The sequence below is a fragment of the Sanguibacter keddieii DSM 10542 genome (assembly GCF_000024925.1).
Lineage (GTDB): Bacteria > Actinomycetota > Actinomycetes > Actinomycetales > Cellulomonadaceae > Sanguibacter > Sanguibacter keddieii.
In genome coordinates this window covers 199,150-219,272 of record NC_013521.1, presented here as the reverse complement: position 1 = coordinate 219,272, position 20,123 = coordinate 199,150, and the positions used below count along the sequence as shown (strand labels likewise).

Sequence of the window (20,123 nt, the reverse complement as noted above, 5' to 3'; positions counted from 1 at the left end):
CCACTCCCGGGGCGTCCGGCCCCCGCACGGGCGCCCCGGGTCCCGCACCTGCCGCACGACCACACCGCACCACGAAGGACCATCATGACGACGACCGACGCCACCACCAGCACCTCGGGCCCCGAGCTCGGCATCTTCCTGCCGATCGGCAACGGCGGCTGGATCATGTCCGAGACCGCACCCCACCCGCAGGCCACCTACGAGTACAACCGGAAGGCCGCGATCCTCGCGGAGGAGGCCGGCCTCGACTTCATCATGTCGATGGGCAAGTGGCGCGGCTACGGCGGCACCACAGACCACTGGGGCCGCACCCTCGAGTCCGTGTCGATGATGTCGGGCCTCGCGGAGGCCACGAGCCGCGTGAAGATCTGGGCGACCATCCACACCAACCTGTTCAACCCCGCGATCGCCGCGAAGATGTACACGACCATGCAGCAGATCAGCGGCGGTCGCGCCGGCATGAACATCGTGGTCGGTGCGTACGCGCAGGAGTTCTCGCAGATGGGCCTGTGGGACGAGTCCCTCGACCACGCCGCCCGCTACCGGTACACCGAGGAGTGGACGAGCGTCCTCGAGCGTCTGTGGTCCGAGGACTCCGTGACCCACCACGGGGAGTTCTTCGACCTCGAGGACTGCCAGTCCCGCCCGCACCCCGTGGTGCGCCCGACGCTCATCAGCGCGGGCCGCTCCCCGGCCGGCGTCGACTTCCAGGCCCGGCACTGCGACGGGTCCTTCCTCACCGCCGACGACCTGCCCGGCCTGCGCAAGGTCTCCGACCAGGTCAAGGAGGCGGCTGCCGCGAACGGCCGCTCGATCAAGACGTACTCGATGTGCACGGTGGTGCTCGGCGAGACGGACGCCGAGGCGGAGGCGAAGCGCCGCGAGTACGGGCGCGGCGCCGACATCGACGCCATCGTCAACATGAAGACGTCGTGGGGCCTGCCGCTCGACAAGGCGATGTCCATGACGGCCGCAGCCCCCGAGGACGAGGCCTTCCAGACCGCCGTGGTGCACGGCTCCCCCGAGACCGTGTCCGAGCGCATCTCCGAGCTCGTCGAGGAGACCGGCATCGACGGGCTCATGATGATCTTCCCCGACTACCACGCCGACCTCCCCGTCTTCGGCGAGACCGTCCTGCCCCTGCTGCGCCCGGCAGCCGTGCTCGAGGGCGTCGCGTGACGACCCTGACGGGCGTCGACGGCACCGTCCGCCCGCTGCCCGGTCCGCTCGCCGAGGCCGCGCTGGTCGTCGTCGACGTCCAGCGGTCCTTCGCCGACCCCGCCTACCTTCCGTGGCTCGACGAGGCCGGTCTCGCCGCGGTCGACGCCGCGGTGACCCGCACCGCGTGGCTCGTGGACCAGGCCCGCGCGACCGGGGTGCCGGTCGTGTGGGTCGCTCTCGAGCAGCTCCCCGACGAGCCGTGGGGTACCTCGCTGTGGCTGCGCGGGCTCGACGCGGCGGCCTGGCCCGAGGCCGAGGAACCCTGCGTCGTCGGCACGCCGGGCGCCGAGTGGTTCGGGGTCGCCCCGCTCCCCGGCGAGACGGTCGTGCCCAAGCGCCGCTACTCCGGGTTCCTCGGGACAGGCCTCGAGGCCCACCTCCGCGGGTCCGGAGTGACCTGGGTGGTCGCCGCCGGCCTCACCAGCGAGTGCTGCGTCGACGGGACCGTCCGCGACGCATTCCAGCTGGGCTTCCGCGCCGTCATGACCTCCGACGCGACCGCCGCCTACGACGCCCAGACCCACGCCCACGCGCTCACCGTCCTCGCCGAGAACGCCGCGGTCGTCGCGACGTCCGCAGCCGTCGCGGCCGCCTGGGCCCACGCCGCAGCAGCCCCCGCACCACAGCCCGTCGCACCGTCCACCGCTCAGCCCACCGCACCGCCGTCCGCCACAGCACCGTCGCCCTCGACAGTGGCCGTCGCCGAGCCGATCCCCGCCGGGAGGCCCTGATGACCACCATGAAGCTCGCCTTCGACATCTCGTTCACGCACACCGAGGGCAAGTGGGCCGCGCCCGGCTCCTGGGTCGGCGCCGACTACCCGGACGTCGGCCTGTTCACCGAGCTGGCCGTCGCGGCTGAGCGCGGCGGCATCGACATGCTGTTCTTCGGCGACGGCACCGGGATCCCGGACACCTGGGAACAGTCGATGGACGCCGCGATCCGCTACGGCATCCAGTGGCCCCGCCAGGACATGAGCCCCTTCATCGCGGCGATGGCCCAGGCCACGCAGCACATCGGCTTCGGCCTGACCTACTCCTCGACGTACATGCACCCCTTCTACACGGCCCGGCTGCTCAACTCCCTGGACCACGTGACGAAGGGCCGGCTGGCCTTCAACGTCGTCGCCTCGGGGCGTGTGGCCGACGCCGCGAACTACGGCTTCGACGGGCTCATGGACCACGACCAGCGCTACGAGCGCATGGAGGAGTTCGTGTCCGTCTGCAAGGCGCTGTGGGACTCCGTCGAGCCCGACGCGATCCTCCGCGACCGCAGCACCGGGCAGTTCGCCGACCCGTCCAAGGTGCACCGCGTGGACCACCACGGCGAGTTCTTCGACGTCGCCGGCCCGCTGCCCTCCGTGCCGAGCCCGCAGGGCCACCCCGTGCTCGTGCAGGCCGGCGCGTCCCCGCGCGGCATCGCCGCGAGCGCATCCTTCGCCGACGTCGTCTTCGGCCTCGGCGGGCACCTGCCCTCGCAGGTGAAGCACAGGGCCGCTCTCGACGACGCCCTGACGGCTGCCGGGCGCCGGCCCGAGGACGTCGGCATCCTCTGGGCCACGCAGGTGGTGCTCGGGCGGACGGCCGCCGAGGCTGCCGCCCGCAAGGAGGAGATGGCGTCGATGCTCATGGACGACGACGCCGTCGGGGCATACCTGTCGTACAACTCGGGCTTCGACTTCTCCGTGCTGCCCGAGAAGTTCACGCTCGCGGAGGTCGCCGAGCAGATCGCGGCCGCGCAGGCCACCCAGTCCGGGTTCGTGCAGCGGCTCATCGCGCGCCGCGGCGACGACGGCGTGCTCACGCGGACCGAGTTCTTCGAGGAGGGCTGGAAGTACGCGACCGGCTACGAGCAGACCATCGCCGGGACCGCCGAGCAGGTGGCCGACGAGCTCGAGGAGCAGTTCCTCGCGACCGGCTCCAACGGCGGGTTCATGATCTGCAACCCGCAGTCCATGCCGTCGTCGCTCTACGAGGTCACCGACCTGCTCGTCCCGGAGCTGCGCCGCCGCGGGCTCGTCAGCGAAAGGTACGCGGGCACGACGCTGCGCGAGAACCTGCTGTGAGCGGCCGGGGTGCGGCAGCGGTCGCCGAGGAGGCGCGACCCGCGCGGCCTGCGCGGAAGCCGCTGCCGGCCCGGCTGCGGCGGCAGATCGTCATCGCGTGCTGCCTCGTGGCCAGCGCGCAGATCACCTGGGGTGCGATCGTCCCCGCCCTCCCCCGCTACGGCGACATGTTCTCGGTGTCGTCGTTCCTGCTCGGCGCGATCGTCGCGGCCTTCGGCGTCGGGCGGCTGCTCGTCAACATCCCCGCCGGGCTGCTGGCCGACAGGTTCGGGCCGCGGCGCCTGCTGCTGGGAGCGCTCGTCGGCCTGGTGGTCGTGACCGTGCTGACGGCCTTCGCACCGACGCTGCCCGTGCTGCTCGTGGCGCGGTTCTTCGCGGGGGTGCTCGGCGGGTCGGTGGTCACCATCGGTCTGGCCGTCGTGACCGCGCGGGCTCCCGCCGACGCCCGCGGGACGGTGCTCGCCACGGCGCAGGCCGTGCAGCTGGCGGGCGGGGCCATGGGGCCGGTGGTCGGCGGGCTGGTGCTGGACAGGTGGGGGCTGCACGCCGTGTTCTTCGCGGCGGCGGTGCCGGCGGTGGCCTGCCTCGTGTGGACGCTGCTGCAGCCCGACCAGGAGTTCTGGGGGAAGGCGGCGCCGGCTCCGGGTCTGGCTCCGGTGGAGGCCGACGCCGAGTTCGTGACTTCAGAGCGAGTTCGTGCCTCCCACGTACCGAACTCGCTCGAAACTCACGAACTCGACGGCTCGGCTGCCGGAGCAGGTGCGCGGCGGCGGGTCGCGACGGACCTGGCGGCGTTCGTGGGGCTCAACGTCGTCGGCTTCGCGGTGTTCGTCATCCGGTTCGGGGGCGAGCAGTCCCTCGTGCCGATCCTCGGCGACCGCGTCGGCATGAGCTCGACCCAGCTGGGCCTGTCGATCGGCGTCATCACCCTCGTCTCGCTCGGGCTGCTGCCCCTGCTCGCGCGTCTGCTCGACGCGGGCTGGCGACGACGGCTCCTCGTCCCCGGCATGCTCGTCGCCGCGGTGGCGATCGCCCTGTACCCCGTGGCCGACACCCCGCTGCTCTTCGGCGCGGTCGTCGTGACCGCCGGCGTCGGGGCAGCGGTCGGCGGCATCGTCCCCGGCGTCGTCCTCGCCGACGTCGCCGCACCGGGCCGCCAGGGCGCCGCGATGGGCATCTTCCGCTCGACCGGCGACCTCGGTGCCGTCGTCGGCCCGCTCGCCCTCGGCCTGGCCCTGGACCACTGGGGGGCGGGAGCCGCGAGCCTCACGCTGGCCGCGGTCGCCGCGGTGTCGGCGGTCGCCTACCTGGTGCTGGTGCGAAGGACGAGGCCGTAGACCGGGGCTCAGCCGGGCACGACGGTGTAGAGCAACCGGACGGTCGCCCCCTGGCAGGCGTCCTGGTTCTCCGCTGTCGAGCGGAAGCCGATCGACGCGCCCTCGAAGGTGGCCGACGCGCCACCCTGGAGCGTCTGGTCGACACGCATGCGGGGGTCGAGGACGGTGTAGTCCTCGGCGTCGCACGCCCCGGCCCCGGTCGGGACCACCGAGAGGATCTCGACGTCGACCGCGGCGACCACCGTCGCGTCGGTGCTCACGTTCACGAGCAGCCCCGCGATCGCGGCAGGTGCGACGCCCGGCGCCAACCCGTCCATCGTCGAGGTCTGCGTGACGGTCAGGCGACCGTCGGCGCCCTCCTGCACGCACCCCGCGTCAGCGGCCTGGGCGGGTGCCGCGGCGAGCCCGGGTCCGACGGTCACCACGAGGGCGAGCACCAGCACGAGGGCGCCGAGCGCACCCCGACGGTGCCGCGAGCGGGCGGCCGTCCCGAGGACACCGAGGAGCACGCAGCACAGCGCCACACCGAGGACCACCGCGAGCGGGGTGTCCAGGCCGGTGGCAGGCAGCATGTCGCACCTCATGGGGTCTCCTCGACGATCGGGCTGGTGACCACGACGGCGGGGCTCGCCGTGCTGGAGGAGGTCCACGTGGCGCGGACCGCGACGACCACGTAGGTGTAGGTCCCGTCGGTCGGGACGGAGTCGGTGCAGCTCGTGCCTGCGACGAGGGCACCCGGGCCCGAGCCGCAGGCGGCCTCGACCGAGACACCGTCGTCCCGCAGCACGAGGAAGCCGTCGGCGGTAGCCCCGTCCGCACCGGGCTCCCAGGTGACGGCGACGTCAGGGCCGCTCGTCGTGGGGACCGAGGCGCCCGTCGGGGTCGCGAGGACCGCCGTCGTGGCTGCGGCGGAACCGGTGGTCGAGGCTGTCCAGAAGGCCGCAGCCGGCCCGGCGGCAGCGGCCGGGAGGAGCGCGACGCCGACGAGCGCCGCAGCCGCGACGGCCACGGCAGGACGGACCCGGCGCCGCGACCCGTGGACCGGGGCTCGGAGCGTCGTCGATGTGGGGCTGTGCACGAGGTGTGCCGTCCTGTCAGGTCGGGAGCGGGGCGTCGTCGGCCGACGCGTGCCGTACCCGGGACCCGAGGGATGTGAGCCGCCTCGGGGCCCGGGAGCCGATCACGGGATCGGGGCGGCGCTCACCTCGAAGTAGAGCGGCACGGCCTGGCCCTGGCAGTCGTCCTGGTTCACGCCGGTGTTCGCCAGCGTGATCGTCGCGACGCCCTCGACGGAGCCCCCCGCAGGGACCTCGCCCGCAGGGACCGGGGTGGAGATGGTCGCCGTGTAGTCGGCGGCCTCGCAGGCACCTGCCGGCACCCACGCCACCCCGTCGGCGTCGGCGGTGGTCACCGTGACGGCCTCGAGCAGCTGAGAGCCGGTCCCGGGGTTGGTCACCGTGAAGTCGACGGTCTGACCGGCGCTCCCGGGGGAGATCTCGCCGACCGCCGGGTCGCTGGCGATGGTGAAGGCCACGGCGGTCCCGGTCGTCGCCTCCCCGGTGCCCGAGCCGGACGCGGTCCAGTAGGCGTACGCGACGCCTCCACCGGCGGCGACGAGCACCGCCGTCAGGACCAGTGCTGTGCGCTTCTTCGCAGGACGTCGGATCTCGGCCACGAGGGCCTCCCCTGATTGGACGTGCAGTCGGCGTGCGGCCACGGGACCGGTCGAGAGCTGGTGACCGGCGGGGCCGACCTCAGTCGAGGCCGCCTCTGCGAAAGTAGCACCGACCGTGAGCCTCTGGGCGAATCGAGCAGATCGGCTTCTCCGGACGAACGGAACGATCATCCTGGGGCGGGCACCTCGGGTCGATCGGGACGCGTCGCGGCGCTGGTCACGGGCCTGGAGCTCTCTCGGAGCCCTGTGCACCACACCTCGAGATCTCACCCGGTCCCACGGCGGCGCAGACGACAGAACCCCCGTCGAGCGGTGCTCGCGGGGGTTCTCCTCGGCGCTTCTGCGAAGCTCACGACTGTGGGACTCAAGATCTGGGGCGGAGACGGAGGGATTCGAACCCTCGAACGGGTTGCCCCGTTACCACCTTAGCAGGGTGGCGCACTAGACCTGGCTATGCGACGTCTCCTCACCGAGTCACCTCGGCGCAGTGCCCGCTGAGCACGTGATCCTCTGCGGGCTGTGCCAGGCTACCTGGCCGAGGCGCCCGGGAGCAAAACGTCGGCGGGTGAGCCAGGTACCCTCTCCGCGGCGCCCTCACCGTGGTGCCCTCCCCCAGCTCGTGTCCGTGACCGTCCGTGCCACGGTCAGCCCGATCGCGAGGGCGATCACCACGAAGGACGCCTGGACCCCGAAGGCCAGCGCGTCGACCGTCTGCCCGGCGTTGAGGAAGTACACGGCCCGGTAGGCCGACGCCCCCGGCACCATGATGACGACCGCCGGCACGCAGAGCGTGAGCCGCGGGACGCGCATCCGCGGGGCCACGACGTTCGCGGCGACGCCGACCACCAGTCCTGCGGCCGCGGCTGCTCCCTGGGCGATGACGCCGGCGTCGAGGAGCTCGAGCCGGATGACGTTCGCGACCATCCCGATGCCGGCGGCCGCGAGGACCACCCGCCACGGACTGTTGAACAGGACGGCGAAGCCGAGCACCCCGAGGGCGCTCGCGACCAGGCGCAGCGCGAGCATCTGGCCGTCGCCGAGGTCGAGCGGGCCGGTGGGGTTCGGCGTGAGACCCATGACCGCCGAGACACCCCACACGCTCAGGGCGGCCGACATCATGATGGTCAGCGCGTAGGTGAGCCGCGAGACGCCCGCCGTGAAGTCCAGGCGCGAGAGGTCGAGCGCCGCCGTGATGAGCGGGAAGCCCGGCACGAGGAACAGCACCGCCGAGACGTACCCGCTCTCGTGGATCGAGTCGACGGCTCCCGCGACGAACAGCAGGTTGACGATCCCCAGGTACACGACGCTCGCCACGGCCGCGGCGACCATCGTCACGCCCAGCTGGTTGAAGCCGCGGTGGATCATGAGACGCCGCGTGAGCTGCCCGAGCGCCGCCCCGACCAGGACCACGAGGACCTCGACCAGACCGCCGTTGTTGAGGAACGCGAAGGCTGCGCAGGCGACGCCGGTGAAGAAGGCGTTCGCGGCCGCCCCGTAGCGCAGGGGGGTCTGCTCGATCTCGTCGAGCCGTGCGTCGACGTCCTCCGCGCTCACCCCCGGCTCGAGGGAGGAGCACAGCCGCTCGAGCTGGACCATGCGGTTCGCGTTCACCCCGATGGTCGGGCTGCGCGTCACCTCGGTCCGGAAGATCGGACCACGCCGCGACGTCGCGACGATCTCGTTGACCGTCACCTGCGCCTCGACGCCGTCGAGCCCGAGCGCCCGGCCCACCTGAGCCATCGCGATGCGCACCCGGTAGCTGCCCCCGCCCGACGCGAGCAGCATCCGGCCGACACGCAGCACGACACCGGACTGCCGGATGAGTCCGACAGGTTCGAGCTCGTCTTCTAGGGGCACCGGAGGAGTCACGGTGTCATCATCCCGCGTCAGCCGCCGACGGTGCGGGACGTGGGTCCCGTCTCGACCGGTGGGTGGCGGGGGTCACGCCACCGCGCGGGGGTCAGCCCGCCCCACCAACCGGCTGTGCGTCTTCGTGCACCCGGACCACCTCGGCGGCAAGCCCCTCGACGACGACCGGGCCTGGCGTCAGCGTGCGCACCGTGGCCAGGCTCAGGCTGCGGCACCCCGTCGCCTCGACCCTGCTGCGCGAGACGACGTAGAACTCCCACTGCCTCGTGTCGAGCACGTCGAAGACGTCGTGCGAGGTGGCTGTCTGCACGGCGAAGACGTACACGTCGGCGTTGTACCCACGCTCCCCGACGTACGTCCCGACGGACTCGTCCAGCATCCGAGCACTGAGCCCGCTGAAGACGATCCGGGAGAGCCGCTGCTGCGACCACGACTGCAGGTACGCGCCGCACTTGACCTCGAGCCGCACCCCATCGGGTGTGACGACGTCGTACGGGTCCCACTCGACCCGCCCAAGAGCCGTCGCGCCGACCGCCTTGCTCACGATGAACTCGGCCATGACCCCTCGCAGCGTGTTCGTCCGCAGCTCGGACATGCCCCAGCGCCAGAAGTCGAGGACCGTCGTCTCGTCGAGACCGACCACCGGCTCGTCCCCGACCAGAGGCCGCGCTGGCGGGACCGGCCCGATCGGACCGCGTGGAAGTTCCGTCACAGCCCGAGCCTACGGGCATGCTCGATACCGGCTAGGCGCTACTCGAAGGTCCACTCTTAAGAGTTCCGGACCAGGCCCATCCACTTAAGAGTAGGTTCGGAGTGAGCAGGTCAGAAGTGCAGGACATCGCCCAGCTCCGAGGTGGGCAGAGCAAGAGCAGAGCCTGCGACTCGCCACCACCTAACGAAACTCTGCTCCGGGCGGGTGACCCAGAGGTGGGCTACCCCTGGGTCACCCACCTCTGGCTCATCGGCCGGACAGCGTCCGGCGTCGCAGCACGAGCACAGCGCCGCCGAGCGCGACAGCACCTGCCGCGGCCAGACCGAGGCTCGTCGAGGACGCCCCGGTGGCGGCGAGGTCACCGCTCTGCGACGCGCGCGGTCCGGCAGCCGCCGGGACGACCGCAGCACCCGACACCACCGGGACCTGGGCCTGCGGTGCGGGGTCGGCCGGCACGACAGGCTCCGGCGCGACGGGCGCCGCGACCGCGGGCACGGCGCCGAGCGAGAGGTAGCCCTCGGCGTCCGCGTCCTGGGTCTCGTTCGCGAAGCGCAGCGGCAGGCCGCCGTCCATGACGTTCGGGACGGCGAAGGCGACCGTCGCCCCGGTGAGGTCGACGTCACCGGCGGTGAGCGTCGCGGAGACGGTCGAGGTCTGCCCCGGCTGGAGGCCCGGCAGGTTCGCCGCGACGGGCGCCTCGGCGAGCACGGCCCCCTGGGCGTCGAGGACGACCATGGAGGCGGGCCAGTCGTAGTAGAACGGTGCGACACCGCGGTTCGTGAGGTCGAGCGCCACGTCGACGGTGGTCCCGTCGCTCGTCACCGTGGCCTGCGTCGCCGTCAGGTCGTACCCGAGCGAGGCGGCCGCTGCGACCGCACTCTCGCGGGTCGCCCCGGTGTACCCGGTCGACCAGGCCTGGTGGTTCATCATCCAGCTGATGTGCGTCTGGGTGACCGAGTCGGCGAAGTTGTAGTCGCGGCCCTGGGGGATCTCGGCGGCTGCGTCCGGGCAGGAGAGCGGGTCGTCGAAGAGGCAGTTCTGCAGCGGCGGGTAGAGCTCGCCGCCGATCGGCGCCTGCTGCCAGGCGTCCTGCATACCCTCCTCGATCACCTTGGTGAGGAAGTGCCAGTCGGTCGTGGGGAGGGTGGCGTAGGCGAAGGAGTCGTCGTGCAGCCCGAAGCCGTGGCCCTTGACCGCCTGCGACGGGTAGCGGGCCAGCAGCCAGGTGTCGTCGAGCGCGGCGTCCCAGGCCTCCCAGATCGTCTCGCGGGTCGCCTGGCTCGGCATCCAGTCCTCGCCGGTGGGGTTCTCGTCGGAGACGACGCCGTCGACCGGGTAGGTGTGGTCCTCGCCCCAGAACCCGATGAGCCCGGCGGTGACGTAGCCGACGCGCGGGTCGCCGTCGTACTCCTGACCGAAGGCGGTGACGAAGTCGACGATCATGTCGACGACGCGCGGGTCGTCGTAGTCGGGCGAGAAGCTGCGGCCGTCGTTGTCGAAGAAGTCGTACGCGCGGTCCTGGCTGATGCCGTCGGGGCCGAGCAGGTAGTCCGGGACACCGGAGTCCTGGCCGGGGTAGTCGAGGTAGAACCGGAAGACCGACTGGTGACCACGCTCGGCGATCGCGTCGAGTCGTGACTCGACGGCGGTCCAGTCGTAGGTGCCGTCCCCGGTCACGACGGAGTCGACGGGCAGGTAGAACCACTCCATCGAGTGCGGGAAGTCAGGGTCCGCGAACCCGGAGGACTGCCCCGGCTCGGGCGCGAAGGGCAGGAACCCCTTGAGCGGGTTGGTGGCGAGGGCGGGGGTCGCCGCGAGCTCGTAGGTCGCCGTCGCCGTGCCCGTCGCACCCGCTGTGCCGGGCGCGGGCGCCGGGCCCGTGGCGGCGACGGCCGAGGTGCCGAGCAGGCCGAGGGCGACGGTCAGAGCGGCTGCTGCCGCGCCTCGTGCCCGGTGTCGTGTCGCTGGTCTGTCGATGGTCATCTGCACTGTCCTCCAGGGTCGGCCGGCCCGTTCGACCGTGCTGCGACGCGCCTGTGCGTCGCAGTCTGACAGGTGCGCGGGCCGACGGTGCTCCAGACGGCTGTCGGTGCTGCCGTCGCGTCCATCACAGCAGCAGGAGCATGGTTATGCAAGACCCTTCACATAAATGCATGTGTTCGCTGTCACATCTGTGCAGCATCCCGATGTCGCGAGCAGGAGTGATTGATTCTGACGCGTTGACGGGTATCGTGATCACTAACGCGCACCGACGAGGGTGCACCCGCTCTGACAGAACAGTGAGGCGCCCCATGACGGCGACGTACGTGCACGACGAGATCGCTTCGCAGCCAGAGAACTGGCGACGGGCCGCCGGGCTGCTGCCCGAGGTCGCCGACCGCCTCCCGCAGCGCGGTGAGCGCATCGCCGTCGTCGGCTGCGGCACCAGCTGGTTCGTCGCCCAGGCCTACGCGGTCCTGCGCGAAGAGGCCGGGCACGGCACCACCGACGCCTTCGCCGGGTCGGAGTACCCGGTGCTGCGGACCTACGACCGCGTGCTCGCGATCTCCCGCTCCGGCACCACGACCGAGATCCGTGAGCTCCTCGGACAGGTCACGCACGTCCCGACCGTGCTCGTGACAGCCGTCGAGGACTCGCCCTGCGCCGAGGCCGCCGACGTGACCGTCGGCCTGGCCTTCGCCGACGAGCAGTCCGTCGTGCAGACCCGCTTCGCCACGACCGCGCTCGCCCTCCTGCGAGCGCACCTCGGCCAGGACGTCGAGGCCGCAGCGGTCGACGCCGAGAAGGCCCTCGAGGTCGACGTCGAGCAGCTCGTCGACCTCGAGCAGGTCACCTTCCTCGGGCGCGGCTGGACCGTCGGCCTGGCCAACGAGGCCGCCCTCAAGACGCGCGAGGCCGGCCAGTTCTGGGCCGAGAGCTACCCCGCCATGGACTACCGGCACGGCCCCATCGCGATCGCCGAGCCCGGACGCGCCGTCTGGACCTTCGGCGAGGTGCCGGAGGGGCTGCCCGACGACATCGCCGCCACCGGCGCGCTCCACGTGCACCACGACCTCGACCCGCTGGCCGCGCTCGTCGTCGCCCAGCGCTTCGCGGTCGCCGTGGCCGAGCACCGTGGCCTCGACCCCGACCGGCCGCGCTCCCTCACGCGCGCCGTGATCCTGTAAGGAGCAGCCATGACCCAGCGAGACGCTCTCCCCAGCCTCGGCGACGGCCTCCCCGTCGTCGCCATCGACGTCGGCGGCACGACCATGAAGGTCTCCGGCGTCGGCCCGACGGGCGCCATGACCGCCCCGCGCCGTGTCCCCAGCCCGCCGCCGGGCCCCGGCAGCGCCGACGAGGTCGTGCGCATCGCCACCGACCTCGTCCGCGAGGAGTCGGAGCGGCTCGGCGTCAGCCCGGCCGGTCTCGGCATCGCGCTGCCCGGTGTCGTCGTCGAGGACCAGGCGCTCGGGGTGTACTCCGAGAACCTCGAGTGGCACGACGTCGACTTCCGGGCGGCCTTCGCCCAGACTCTCGACATCCCGGTCGCCGTCGCCCACGACGTCCGGGCTGCCGGCGCCGCAGAGACGCGCCTCGGTGCGGCTCAGGGTGCCTCGACGGCCCTGGTGCTCGCGATCGGCACCGGCATCGCCACCTCGGTCCAGGTCGACGGCCGGCTGCACGTCGGCCGCGGCTACGCCGGCGAGATCGGTCACGCCGTCGTCGAGCCCGGCGGCGAGCCCTGCGTCTGCGGGAACCGGGGGTGCCTGGAGGCGACGGCCTCGGCCGGTGCCATCCGCCGCCGCTACGAGCGTGACGCCGGGACGCAGGTCGACGGCGCGAAGGAGGTCCTCGCGCTCGCCGCAGCCGGCGACCCCGTCGCGGTCGCCGTGCGCGACTCGGCCTTCGACGCGCTCGCCCTCGGGCTCTCGCACGCGGTCACCCTGCTCGTCCCGGACGTGGTGGTCATCGCCGGCGGTCTCTCGGAGGCCGGCGACGCGCTGCTCGTCCCGCTCGCCGAGCGGCTCGAGCGCCTGGTGCGGTACGGACCCGTCCCGCCGCTCGTGCGGGCCCACCTCGGCGAGGACGCCGGGCTGGTCGGCGCGGCCCTCGCGGCCCGCGACGCCCTCGCCCCGACGGGCGCTGCGCAGACCTCGCGATGATCCTCACCCTCACGCCGAACCCCGCGGTCGACGTCACGCTCGTCACCGAGCACGTCGACCGCGGGGCGAGCCGGTCCATTGAGACCGCGCTGCGCCGGGCCGGGGGCAAGGGCGTGAACGTCTCCCGGGTCCTGGCCCAGCAGGGCGTACCGACCCACGCGGTGCTGCCCGTCGGGCGCGACGACGAGGCCTGGTTCCGTGCCGACCTCGCCACCGTCCCGCACACGCTCGTCGTGTGCGAGGCCCCCACCCGGCACTCGTACGCGATCGTCGAGACCGGTGAGGACACCACCTCGATGCTCAACGAGTCCGGCTCCGCCCGCGGCGCCCGCGAGTGGGACGACCTGCTCACCGCGCTCCACGGTCCGGTGCGCCGGGCCGACGTCCTCGTCGCGTCCGGGTCGCTGCCGCCCGGGGCGCCGACCGGCACGCTCCAGGCGCTGACCGTCCTCGGCCGCGCCGCCGGGGTCCCGGTGGTGCTCGACGTCGCCGGCGCCCACCTGCTCGCAGCCGCCGACGCCGGAGCGGACGTCCTCAAGCCGAACCGGGACGAGCTCGTCGCCGCGCTCGGCGAGGTCGACCCGCTCGACGGCGCCCGCGCGCTGCAGCGTCGAGGGGCCCGGCTCGTCGTCGTCTCGCTCGGCGCAGACGGGATGCTGCTCGTCCCGGTGCACGGCGACCCCGTCCACGCGCGCCTCCCCGCCCCGCTGCACGGCAACCCGACGGGTGCTGGCGACGCAGCCGTGGCCGCCGTCGCGAGCCTGGTCCGAGGGAGGGACGTGGCCTCCCTCGACCACGAGGACCTCACCGCCGTCGCGCGACGCGCTGTCGCCTGGTCCGCCGCGGCGGTCCTCAGCCCGTGGGCCGGCTCGCTCGGCGGCGACCCTGCCGCGCTCGAGCACGACGTCGTGCTCGGCGCGCGACCGGCGACCAGCGGTCCGCCGGACGCACGCCCGGTCCCCTGACCCCTCTCCTCCTCTGCTCTCTGCTCTTCTCCTGCCTGCTCATCGCTCCCCGTCCATCCTTCGACGAACGGATCCCCATGCCTCTCGTGACCACCCGGTACCTCGTGAGCGAGGCCGCCCGCCTCGGGCACGGCGTCGGTGCCCTCAACGTGCTCCACCTCGAGACCGCCGAGGCGCTGGTGCGCGCCGCGGAGCGCGCCGGCCGACCCGTGATCCTCCAGGTCTCGCAGAACTGCGTCTCCTTCCACGGCGGTCACCTCGAGCCGCTGACCCGCGCCGCGGCCACGCTCGCCGAGAGCTCCGACGTCCCCGTCTCGCTGCACCTGGACCACGCCGAGGACGAGGCGCTCGCCCTCGCCGCCGTCGACCTCGGGTACTCCTCGGTCATGTACGACGGCGCAGCCCTCCCGTGGGAGGACAACATCGCCGCCACGCGCCGCGTCGTCGCGCACGCCCGGACCAGAGACGTGTTCGTCGAGGCAGAGCTCGGGGAGATCGGCGGCAAGGACGGCGCGCACGCCCCGGGTGTCCGGACCGACCCGGCCGAGGCCGCCGAGTTCGTGGCGACCACCGGAGTCGACGCGCTCGCCGTCGCCGTCGGGTCGTCGCACGCCATGACGACCCGAGAGGCGGTGCTCGACCTCGACCTCGTCGCGCGGCTCCGGGACGCCGTGCCCGTGCCCCTCGTGCTGCACGGCTCGTCGGGGGTCGACGACCGCACCATGCAGGAGGCCATCCGCGCCGGCATCGTCAAGGTCAACGTCTCGACGCACCTCAACAGCACGTTCACCGCGGCGGTCCGAGAGTTCCTCGGCGCCAACCCGGCCGTCGTGGACTCTCGCAAGTACATCGGCCCGGGGCGCGAGGCGATGATCGCCGAGGCCGCCCGGCTCCTGCGCCTCTTCTCGCTCGAGCTCGACGAGGGCGCACCCGTCGGCCGATGACCACCACGCTCGTGCACTCCGTGCTCCTCGTCAGCCACGGCACCGAGACACCCGACGCGTGGGTCCTGCTCGACGGTCCGCAGGTCGCGGCCGTCGGTCAGGGGACCACCTGGAGAGCACGGGTCGACGTCGACGGGAGCGCCGACGGTCCGACCCCGGCACCTCCCGGCACCACCGTCGTCGACGGGACCGGGAAGGTCCTGGTGCCCGGGTTCGTCGACGTGCACGGTCACGGAGCCCTCGGCGTGGGGTACGAGCAGCCCGCCGGTCCGACGGAGGTGCTCCGCGCGGTCGAGCACCACCGGTCGCACGGCAGCACGCACCAGGTGCTGTCCCTCGCCACGGCACCGCTCGACGCGCTGGCCGACCGCCTGGCGCTCGTCGCCGAGCTCACCCGGACCCCCGGCAGCGGTGTGCTGGGCTCTCACCTCGAGGGCCCCTGGCTCGCGCTGTCGCACTGCGGCGCCCACGACACCCGCCTGCTGCGGACGCCGTCGGCGGCCGACGTGGCCCGTCTCCTCGCGGTCGCGGACGGCACGCTCGTCCAGGTGACCCTCGCCCCCGAGCTCCCCGGGGCCACCGAGGCCATCAGGGCCCTCGTCGACGCACGGGTCGTGCCCGCGGTGGGTCACACCGGCGCAGACCTCGAGACGACGCAGCGCGCCTTCGACGCGGGCGCGCGGGTCCTCACCCACGCCCTCAACGGGATGCCTGGGCTGCACCACCGCGCGCCGGGCCCGGTGGCGGCCGCGCTGGCCGACGACCGGGTGACGCTCGAGGTGGTGAACGACGGCGTCCACGTCCACCCGGCGATGGTGGCGCTCCTCGCCGCTCAAGCCCCGGGCCGCGTCGCGCTGGTGACGGACGCCGGAGCGGCCACCGGGCAGGGCGACGGCACGTACCGTCTGGGGTCGATGGACGTCCGCGTCGCCGGCGGCGTGGCACGGCTCGTGGAGGGCGGCTCGCTGGCCGGTTCGACGCTCACGCTCGACGCCGCGCTCCGCCGGGCGGTGCAGGACGTCGGGCTCCCCCTCGGGCAGGCCGTCGGTGCCGTGACCGACGTCCCGGCCCGCGCCGTCGGACGGCCTGACCTGGGGGTCCTCCGGGTCGGCTCGCGGTCCGACGCCGTGCTGCTCGACGCGCGGCTGCGCGTCGACACCGTGTGGTTCAATGGGCGATCCCTGCCCGGTGCCCCGAACGAGGAGTGAGATGGAGCGCGAGGAACGTCTGTCCCGGCTCGTCGACCACATCGTCGCCAACGGCTCGGTCCACGTGGAGGAGGTCGTCGAGACCTTCCAGGTCTCCCCCGCCACCGCCCGGCGCGACCTCGACACCCTGGCGGAGCAGCAGCTGGTCAGCCGCACGCGTGGCGGGGCGACGGTCAACAGCATCTCCGGCGACCTGCCCATGCGGTACCGCACGGTGCGCCGCTCGCAGGAGAAGAACTCCATCGGCGCAGCGGTCGCCGCGATGGTCACGCCGGGTGAGGTCATCGCCTTCAACGGTGGGACCACCACCACCGTCGCCGCCTACGAGGTCGGTGTCGCGACCTCGGGCGACGAGCGGTTCTCCGGCTCGGTCACGACCGTGGTGACGAACGCCGTGAACATCGCGAACGACCTCATCGTCCGCCAGAACCTGCGCATCGTCGTGACGGGCGGCGTCGCCCGCGCACGGTCGTACGAGCTCGTCGGTCCCCTCGCGTCGCTCATGCTGCCGGAGATCAACATCGACACGTTGTTCCTCGGGGTGAGCGCGGTCGACCTGGAGCACGGCCTCTTCACGCACCACGAGGGCGAGGCGGCCGTGAACGCGGCCCTCGTGTCGCTCGCACGGCGCACCTACGTCGTCGCGGACTCGGACAAGTTCTCGGCGACGGCCTTCGCCCGCATCTGCGGGCTGGACGACGTCCAGGGCGTCATCACCGACTCCGGCACCGACGAGAGCACCCTCGACGTGCTCCGCGGCCGTGGCCTGGACGTCGTCGTCGGCTGACACGACCGTGCCTGAGCACGCGGCGTGGACGGCCCGGTCGTCGGGCCTGCCACCTGGTGTCGTCCGACCTCTACGTGGTGTCGTCGGACCTACCTCGTGGCGGGCCGGGAGAGGCGCGTGCACCCCACCCGGCCGCCGGTCACCGCGAGGCAGGGCTCACAGCGGGTAGAAGCTGTCCGAGTCGTCGAACACCGGGCCGAAGTCGACCTCGCGGTCCTCGATGCGGAACCTGTACCGTCCTACCTGCTCGGTCGCCGGCGACGTGGTGAGGAACGTGCGCAGCTCGTCGTGGTCCTCGGCGTCGATCCACGCGGGCGGGTCGGACACCGCGGGGAAGCCCGAGAGCGTCGCGCAGTCCTTGAGCCACTGCATCTGCTGGTCGCTCAGCAGGTTCCTGCGGTGCCGGAAGTACACGACGTCCGGGTCCAGGCCGACGAGGCCGCGCATCCACAGGCGGCTCACCGCGTTGGAGAGGGCGTTGTGGGCGGTGGCGTCCGACGGGTCGTCCGTCGCGTAGTTGTCCCACATGGGCGCGACGTCCGGGCCGGTCCGCACGGCGTTGAGCACGCCCAACGACGAGAAGATGGGCGCCCCGGAGCCCAGGAGGTAGGTGTCGGGACCGACCGCGGCGCGGATCGTCTCGATCGCCGTGCGGTACGCCTGCTCGCGGTCGACGTCCTGGGACCGCACGCCATCGACGGTCCCGGCGTTGATGAAGTCGAGCTTGAGGTAGCTGAAGCCCCAGTCGTGGACCGCGCGGCTCACGGTGTCGACGAGGAAGCCCTGGGCGTCGGGACGCGTGAAGTCGAAGGTGTAGTAGTGGCTGCCCCAGTTGGTGCCGGCGTGGACCAGGGAGCCCGACGCGTCCCGCAGCAGCATCTGCGGGTTCTTCTGCACCACCTCGGCGTCCGGGAGCGTGATGAACGGCGCGATCCACAGCCCTGCCCGCATGCCGTGGTCGCTGATGAGGCTGACGGTGTCCTTCATGCCGGCGGAGAACTTGTCGTTCGGGTGCCAGTCGCCGACCAGGCGCTCCCAGCCGTCGTCCACCTGCACGGTGTCGAAGCCGAGGCCCGGGAGCTGGGGCACGACCTCGTCGAGGTCCGCGCGCGAGATGGTCTCGTAGTAGGAGTACCAGGAGGACCAGACGGCGCCGGGTGCCTGCGAGAGGCTGCCGTGGCGCTCGACGAGGAGGTCGCGGTACCGCGCGAAGACGGCGAGCTCGTCGCCCTCGAGGAGCACCCAGGACGCCGACCTGCCGGTCTCGGTCCAGGCGCTGACGAGGTCGGTGTCGGCGTGCAGGCGCGGGGTCTCGCCGTCGAGGCAGCCGAGCAGCAGGGTGCCCTGCTCGGACGCCACGGCGATCATCCAGGACGAGTGGTGCCGGGCGGGGTCGTCCCAGCGGGTGTCGTCGGCTGTCTGGCGGCGGACGGGGTTGGCGACGCGCAGGGGCGCGTCGGCGATCGCGCGCCACCCGGACGGAGACCAGGAGTTGTGCCCGTTGCGGTACACGTCGCCCTCGGTGCGGCCGTGCAGGAACGCCGCCCGGGAGGCGGTGAAGAAGGTCTCGGTCGGGGCGTCCGCACCGGTCGGTGCGCTCGCCCAGGTCGGGCTGCCGCCCACCTCACCCCCGTGGAGGGTGAGAGGGAGACGGGGAGGGCTCTGGATCGACATGGCAAGGTCCTTCGCACGACGACGGGAGCGGTGGGGTGCACCGCTCCCGTCGCCTGGGTCGGGACGAGGCTGGGCTCGTCCTGCTGGGTGGTGGTCGTTCTGCTGGTCAGCTGCTGACCGGCGGCCGGTCAGCGGCCCGGTCGTCGCCGGACGGGGACGGCGTCACTCGTAGTAGGACTCGACCGTGGCGGCCGCGGTGTCGAGCGCGGTCTGGGCGTCGGTCCCCTGAGCGATCGACTGCATGGCGTCCTGCACGGCCGTGTTGACCTCGGCGGAGCGCTCGATGACGGGCACGAGGAAGGTGTCGCCGGCGTCGGCGACCGACACGAAGGCGGTCGAGTCGTAGCCGAGGGCCTCGCGAGCCTCGAGGGCGACCTGGGTCGCCGAGGACAGTGCCGGGAAGATCAGGCCGGCCTCGCCGACGCTGTCCTGGCACTCGGCCGAGGCGAGGTACTCGACGAACTGGTAGGCCTCGTCGGGGTGGGACGTCCCGGCCCAGACGGAGTCCGCGAGCCCGTTGGTCGACGCGAAGCGTCCCGCCGGTCCGGTGGGGACCGCCGCGAACGCGAACTCCGTCGGGGCAGCCTCACCCAGGTAGGAGGACGCCATCCACGAGCCCTGGATCGTCGAGGCGGCGTTCTCGTTCTCCATCACGGCCTGGGTGCCGAGCGTCGACGTCGAGTCGAAGCTCGGGGCGTAGCCGTCCTCGATGAGGGACTGCAGCCAGGTGGCGGTCTCGACGAGGGACGCGTCGGCGTAGTCGGGTGCCGAGGTGCCGTCCCCGAAGGTGAAGCCGTTGGCGTGGGCGAAGACTCCCCACCCGTTCTGGCCGATGGCTCCGTCGGCCCACTCCGGGTAGTACCCGTAGCGGACGACGTCGCTGCTGTCGAAGGCCGGGTCGCGACCGTCGCGGCCGGCGGAGTCGACGCTCGTCGCGGCCACGAACTCGCCGAAGGTGCCGCCGTCGGTCGGGTTCCAGGTGAGCGCGGCCATGTCCTCCGGCGTGAAGCCGGCCTCCTCGGCCGCCGCCACGTTGTAGAGCAGGCCCACGGTGTCCCAGTCCTTGGGGAGCCCGTAGCGGGCGTCGCCCTCGGCCCAGCGGTCGGCGAGGTCCGGGGTGTAGTCCGCGAAGTCGATGTCGGAGGCGTCGACGTACTCGGAGAGGTCGAGCAGCTGCTGGTTGTCCACGAACTCCTTGTAGTAGGAGATCTGGTTGACGAAGATGTCGGGCGCGGTGCCGGCCGTGATCTGCGTGTTGAGGTTCTGCCAGTACTGCGCCCAGCCCGTCTGGGTGATCTCGACGGTGATGTTCGGGTTCTCCTCGGTGAACGCCGCGGCGCAGGCCTGGTAGAGCGGTGCCTGCTGGTCGTCCCACATCCAGTACTGGAGGGTGACGTCACCCCCGTCGGCAGAGCTGCCGCCGGAAGAGCAGGCGCTGAGGGTCAGCGCCGATGCTGCCCCGATCGCCACGAGTGCTGCGAGCTTCTTCATGGTCGTGCCTTTCTGTCTGACTGCCGTGGG

General features: G+C 72.6%; 18 protein-coding genes and 1 tRNA gene. 10 read left to right on the top strand and 9 right to left on the bottom strand.

What is annotated here, in order from left to right:
- The first annotated feature begins 84 nt into the window (after positions 1-84).
- The 4 genes from SKED_RS01010 to SKED_RS00995 are packed head-to-tail and all read left to right on the top strand — an operon-like array spanning position 85 to position 4,623.
- The gene (locus SKED_RS01010; protein ID WP_012865247.1) at positions 85-1,179 is read left to right on the top strand and encodes an LLM class flavin-dependent oxidoreductase; all 1,095 of its coding nucleotides are present in this window, start codon (positions 85-87) and stop codon (positions 1,177-1,179) included.
- On the top strand, positions 1,176-1,952 hold the full coding sequence (locus tag SKED_RS01005; RefSeq protein WP_012865246.1) for a cysteine hydrolase family protein: 777 nt from the start codon (positions 1,176-1,178) through the stop codon (positions 1,950-1,952). Before SKED_RS01010 ends, SKED_RS01005 begins: the two co-directional genes overlap by 4 nt.
- Positions 1,952-3,286 (top strand): NtaA/DmoA family FMN-dependent monooxygenase, encoded by a 1,335-nt coding sequence (locus SKED_RS01000; RefSeq protein ID WP_012865245.1) that lies wholly within the window; start codon positions 1,952-1,954, stop codon positions 3,284-3,286. The genes SKED_RS01005 and SKED_RS01000 overlap by 1 nt, the downstream gene beginning before the upstream one ends.
- On the top strand, positions 3,283-4,623 hold the full coding sequence (locus tag SKED_RS00995; protein WP_012865244.1) for an MFS transporter: 1,341 nt from the start codon (positions 3,283-3,285) through the stop codon (positions 4,621-4,623). Before SKED_RS01000 ends, SKED_RS00995 begins: the two co-directional genes overlap by 4 nt.
- Positions 4,624-4,631: 8 nt before the next feature.
- On the opposite strand, the gene SKED_RS00990 is transcribed toward SKED_RS00995, so the two are convergent.
- The 7 genes from SKED_RS00990 to SKED_RS00960 all read right to left on the bottom strand — a co-directional run bounded on the left by SKED_RS00990 (position 4,632) and on the right by SKED_RS00960 (position 10,862).
- The gene (locus tag SKED_RS00990) at positions 4,632-5,195 is read right to left on the bottom strand and encodes a hypothetical protein (protein WP_143755608.1); all 564 of its coding nucleotides are present in this window, start codon (positions 5,193-5,195) and stop codon (positions 4,632-4,634) included.
- Positions 5,196-5,203: 8 nt separating this feature from the next.
- Positions 5,204-5,701 carry a hypothetical protein gene (locus SKED_RS00985; RefSeq protein WP_012865242.1) on the bottom strand — a complete coding sequence of 166 codons (498 nt, stop codon included), beginning with the start codon at positions 5,699-5,701 and terminating at the stop codon, positions 5,204-5,206.
- Between the two features lie 102 nt (positions 5,702-5,803).
- On the bottom strand, positions 5,804-6,298 hold the full coding sequence (locus tag SKED_RS00980) for a hypothetical protein (protein ID WP_012865241.1): 495 nt from the start codon (positions 6,296-6,298) through the stop codon (positions 5,804-5,806).
- 377 nt (positions 6,299-6,675) lie between these two features.
- A tRNA-Ser gene (locus SKED_RS00975) sits at positions 6,676-6,764 on the bottom strand.
- 128 nt (positions 6,765-6,892) lie between these two features.
- On the bottom strand, positions 6,893-8,155 hold the full coding sequence (locus tag SKED_RS00970) for a threonine/serine exporter family protein (protein WP_012865240.1): 1,263 nt from the start codon (positions 8,153-8,155) through the stop codon (positions 6,893-6,895).
- Between the two features lie 103 nt (positions 8,156-8,258).
- Positions 8,259-8,879, bottom strand: coding sequence for a hypothetical protein (locus SKED_RS00965; RefSeq protein ID WP_012865239.1), 621 nt, complete (start codon positions 8,877-8,879; stop codon positions 8,259-8,261).
- 246 nt (positions 8,880-9,125) lie between these two features.
- On the bottom strand, positions 9,126-10,862 hold the full coding sequence (locus SKED_RS00960; protein WP_012865238.1) for a DUF4832 domain-containing protein: 1,737 nt from the start codon (positions 10,860-10,862) through the stop codon (positions 9,126-9,128).
- A 308-nt stretch (positions 10,863-11,170) separates the two neighbouring features.
- On the opposite strand from SKED_RS00960, the gene SKED_RS00955 reads away from it, so the two are divergent.
- From SKED_RS00955 to SKED_RS00930, 6 genes are all read left to right on the top strand, one after another.
- Entirely contained in the window at positions 11,171-12,046 is an 876-nt protein-coding gene (locus SKED_RS00955) for an SIS domain-containing protein (protein WP_012865237.1), read from the top strand.
- Between the two features lie 9 nt (positions 12,047-12,055).
- Positions 12,056-13,024: an ROK family protein gene (locus SKED_RS00950; RefSeq protein WP_012865236.1), complete on the top strand. Its 969-nt coding sequence runs from the start codon at positions 12,056-12,058 to the stop codon at positions 13,022-13,024.
- Positions 13,021-13,989, top strand: coding sequence for a 1-phosphofructokinase family hexose kinase (locus SKED_RS00945; RefSeq protein ID WP_012865235.1), 969 nt, complete (start codon positions 13,021-13,023; stop codon positions 13,987-13,989). The genes SKED_RS00950 and SKED_RS00945 overlap by 4 nt, the downstream gene beginning before the upstream one ends.
- A 77-nt stretch (positions 13,990-14,066) precedes the next feature.
- Positions 14,067-14,933: a class II fructose-bisphosphate aldolase gene (locus SKED_RS00940; protein ID WP_012865234.1), complete on the top strand. Its 867-nt coding sequence runs from the start codon at positions 14,067-14,069 to the stop codon at positions 14,931-14,933.
- A complete protein-coding gene (locus SKED_RS00935) occupies positions 14,930-16,141 on the top strand; it encodes an N-acetylglucosamine-6-phosphate deacetylase (RefSeq protein ID WP_012865233.1) in 1,212 nt (403 codons plus the stop codon). The genes SKED_RS00940 and SKED_RS00935 overlap by 4 nt, the downstream gene beginning before the upstream one ends.
- A 1-nt stretch (position 16,142) precedes the next feature.
- The gene (locus SKED_RS00930; protein ID WP_012865232.1) at positions 16,143-16,928 is read left to right on the top strand and encodes a DeoR/GlpR family DNA-binding transcription regulator; all 786 of its coding nucleotides are present in this window, start codon (positions 16,143-16,145) and stop codon (positions 16,926-16,928) included.
- Positions 16,929-17,084: 156 nt separating this feature from the next.
- Here the strand turns inward: SKED_RS00930 and SKED_RS00925 are convergent, their stop codons facing one another.
- Together SKED_RS00925 and SKED_RS00920 are read right to left on the bottom strand one after the other, a co-directional pair.
- On the bottom strand, positions 17,085-18,602 hold the full coding sequence (locus tag SKED_RS00925) for a glycoside hydrolase family 36 protein (protein ID WP_012865231.1): 1,518 nt from the start codon (positions 18,600-18,602) through the stop codon (positions 17,085-17,087).
- Between the two features lie 162 nt (positions 18,603-18,764).
- Complete coding sequence (locus SKED_RS00920; protein WP_012865230.1) at positions 18,765-20,093, bottom strand: ABC transporter substrate-binding protein; 1,329 nt, start codon at positions 20,091-20,093, stop codon at positions 18,765-18,767.
- Between the last annotated feature and the right edge of the window lie 30 nt (positions 20,094-20,123).

Bases quoted from the DNA above. Each gene is read 5' to 3' on its own strand.
- SKED_RS00935 (WP_012865233.1), top strand. From the start codon at position 14,930: ATGACCACCACGCTCGTGCACTCCGTGCTCCTCGTCAGCCACGGCACC.
- SKED_RS00925 (WP_012865231.1), bottom strand. From the start codon at position 18,602: ATGTCGATCCAGAGCCCTCCCCGTCTCCCTCTCACCCTCCACGGGGGT.
- SKED_RS00955 (WP_012865237.1), top strand. From the start codon at position 11,171: ATGACGGCGACGTACGTGCACGACGAGATCGCTTCGCAGCCAGAGAAC.
- SKED_RS00940 (WP_012865234.1), top strand. From the start codon at position 14,067: ATGCCTCTCGTGACCACCCGGTACCTCGTGAGCGAGGCCGCCCGCCTC.
- SKED_RS00950 (WP_012865236.1), top strand. From the start codon at position 12,056: ATGACCCAGCGAGACGCTCTCCCCAGCCTCGGCGACGGCCTCCCCGTC.
- SKED_RS00990 (WP_143755608.1), bottom strand. From the start codon at position 5,195: ATGCTGCCTGCCACCGGCCTGGACACCCCGCTCGCGGTGGTCCTCGGT.
- SKED_RS01000 (WP_012865245.1), top strand. From the start codon at position 1,952: ATGACCACCATGAAGCTCGCCTTCGACATCTCGTTCACGCACACCGAG.
- SKED_RS00960 (WP_012865238.1), bottom strand. From the start codon at position 10,862: ATGACCATCGACAGACCAGCGACACGACACCGGGCACGAGGCGCGGCA.
- SKED_RS00930 (WP_012865232.1), top strand. From the start codon at position 16,143: ATGGAGCGCGAGGAACGTCTGTCCCGGCTCGTCGACCACATCGTCGCC.
- SKED_RS00945 (WP_012865235.1), top strand. From the start codon at position 13,021: ATGATCCTCACCCTCACGCCGAACCCCGCGGTCGACGTCACGCTCGTC.
- SKED_RS00920 (WP_012865230.1), bottom strand. From the start codon at position 20,093: ATGAAGAAGCTCGCAGCACTCGTGGCGATCGGGGCAGCATCGGCGCTG.
- SKED_RS01010 (WP_012865247.1), top strand. From the start codon at position 85: ATGACGACGACCGACGCCACCACCAGCACCTCGGGCCCCGAGCTCGGC.